General features: G+C 62.4%; 1 pseudogene. It reads right to left on the bottom strand.

Going from position 1 to position 1,064, the window contains the following annotated elements:
* Positions 1 to 128: 128 nt before the first annotated feature.
* Positions 129 to 631, bottom strand: a pseudogene (locus tag S2M10_RS06810) (transposase); the annotation flags it as partial.
* Between the last annotated feature and the right edge of the window lie 433 nt (positions 632 to 1,064).

The following is a 1,064-nucleotide window of genomic DNA, read 5'->3' as shown; positions in this document are numbered from 1 at the left end:
TCGCTTGACCCGCCAAAAACCTGCATGCCATTACAACCACTCGATCTGGCTTCGCCCGACCGGCTTCACATCGGAATAGTGGCCGGGATCAGATCGGAATAGGCGGCCGGGATCGTCGGAATCCGCAGCTTGTGGTTCACGACCCATCCTTCCCTGCGCAGCAGGATGTAGATGCGGAAATAGCCGTACCGCGTCCGCGCCGCTGCCAGATCGCGGATGCGCATCATCAGCGGCGTCTGGTCCGGCCGGTGCGAGATGTACCGCACCGACGACCGCTCGACGCCCAACGCCGAGCAACTGCGCCGCTCGCTAACACCGTGAGATGCCTGGACGTGCGCGACGATCTCGCGCCGCCGTCCAGGCGTCAGAGCTTTTTTGCCAGCACATCCTGCAAAATGTGCTTATCGAGACTCAGGTCGGCGACCAGCTGTTTCAGCTTCCGGTTCTCCTCCTCGAGCTGCTTCACCCGCCGCAGCTCGCCCACGCCTAGCCCACCGTACACCTTCTTCCAGCGGTAGAAGGTCTGCTCCGATATCCCCATCCGGCGGATCACCTCGGCAACCGGCGTGCCCGTCTCCGCCTGCTTCAGCGCAAACGCAATCTGCTCTTCCGTGTACCGCGATTTCTTCATGTCCCAGCTCCTCGCCAAAAGGCTTCAAAGGGCCGGAAAACTCTCGCTCAAAACGGGCCAAAAAACAGGGGGGACGTCACAAGCTGCCGAGCAACCCCAACGATGGTGGCCCCCGGCGCGTCGCATTGCGCCAGCACCGCGGCCCGCTCTGCGTCTGAATAGCGCCGGCGGCGCTCTACATGGGTGATGACATCCATACGACCCATCCGCACTCTCCTTTAGGAGTGCGAAAGGACACTCCTGAGCGCTACTCGCCTCGCGCAGCAGAAGTTGCCGCGCAATACGGGTCAGGTCGGACGCTTACGAATGATGGGCTGTGACTGCGTGTTGGCGGAAACGACAACGCCGCCCGTGAGGGCGGCGTGTGGCGTTCTGTAGCGGTGGTTGCGGGGGCAGGATTTGAACCTGCGGCCTTCAGGTTATGAGCCTGACG

Origin of the sequence: Sphingomonas sp. S2M10, from assembly GCF_012650175.1 — a bacterium.
Taxonomy (GTDB): domain Bacteria; phylum Pseudomonadota; class Alphaproteobacteria; order Sphingomonadales; family Sphingomonadaceae; genus Sphingomonas.
This window is presented reverse-complemented; position numbering and strand designations above follow the sequence as displayed.